Annotated in this window: 1 protein-coding gene; it reads right to left on the reverse strand. The window is 65.8% G+C overall.

Features of this window, described 5'->3' with window-relative positions; translation table 11 throughout:
• Positions 1 to 1,155 (reverse strand): toprim domain-containing protein (locus IV113_RS24385; RefSeq protein WP_291090761.1); only part of this gene is annotated, 1,155 nt, incomplete at both ends.

Consider the following 1,155-nt stretch of genomic DNA (forward strand, 5'->3'; position numbering starts at 1 on the left):
AGCGCGGCGTAGTCGGCGCCGTGCACGAAGTCCTGCGTGAGCACGCTGCTCTTGATGTTGCCGTGGTGGCGGCGGCTGATGCGCAGGATGGGTTTGTCGGTGCGCACGTCGAACTCGGCCGCCACTTCGGCGGGCACGCCGGTGGTGGTGAGCTCGCGCAGCTTCTCCTGCAGTGCGATGGCGCTGACTTCGGCCTGCTCCACGGAATCCAGGTTGAGCGACACGCCGTCGGCGATCGAGCGCAGCGCCTCGGCGTCCATGAAGTTGGACAGGCGCGCGATCACGCTTTCGGCGATCTGGTGCTTGCGCGCGAGTTCGCCCAGGGTGTCACCGCTGAGCGTGGTCTGCGTGGCGCCGCCTGTGAAGACGCTGGCGTCTTTCAACGCGATGCGCAGCAGGAAACCGTCGAGCGCCGCGGCGTCTTTCAGGTAAAGCTCTTCCTTGCCGGCCTTCACCTTGTAGAGCGGTGGCTGCGCAATGTAGATGTGGCCGCGCTCGACCAGCTCGGGCATCTGGCGGTAGAAGAAGGTCAGCAGCAGGGTGCGGATGTGCGCGCCGTCCACGTCGGCGTCGGTCATGATGATGATGCGGTGGTAGCGCAGCTTGGCGACGTTGAAGTCGTCCTTGCCGTCACCGTTGGCGCTTTCACCACCCGCCTTGCCGATGCCGGTGCCCAGGGCGGTGATGAGCGTCAAGATTTCGTTGGAGGTGAGCAGCTTCTCGTAGCGCGCTTTCTCCACGTTCAAAATCTTGCCGCGCAGTGGCAGGATGGCCTGGAACTTGCGGTCACGGCCCTGCTTGGCGGAGCCACCGGCGGAGTCACCCTCCACGATGTAGATCTCGCACAGCGCCGGGTCTTTCTCCTGGCAGTCGGCCAGCTTGCCGGGCAGGCCCATGCCGTCGAGCACGCCTTTGCGGCGCGTCATCTCGCGCGCCTTGCGCGCGGCTTCGCGGGCGCGGGCGGCGTCCACGATCTTGCCGCAGATGATCTTGGCGTCGTTCGGGCGTTCCTGGAGGTAGTCGGCCAGCAGGCGGCTCACGATGTCTTCAACCGGGCCGCGCACTTCGCTGGACACCAGTTTGTCCTTGGTCTGGCTGCTGAACTTGGGCTCGGGCACCTTGACCGACAGCACGCAGCACAGGCCTTCGCGCATG

Origin of the sequence: Hydrogenophaga sp. (assembly GCF_018780385.1) — a bacterium.
In the GTDB taxonomy this organism is placed as follows: Bacteria; Pseudomonadota; Gammaproteobacteria; order Burkholderiales; family Burkholderiaceae_C; genus Hydrogenophaga.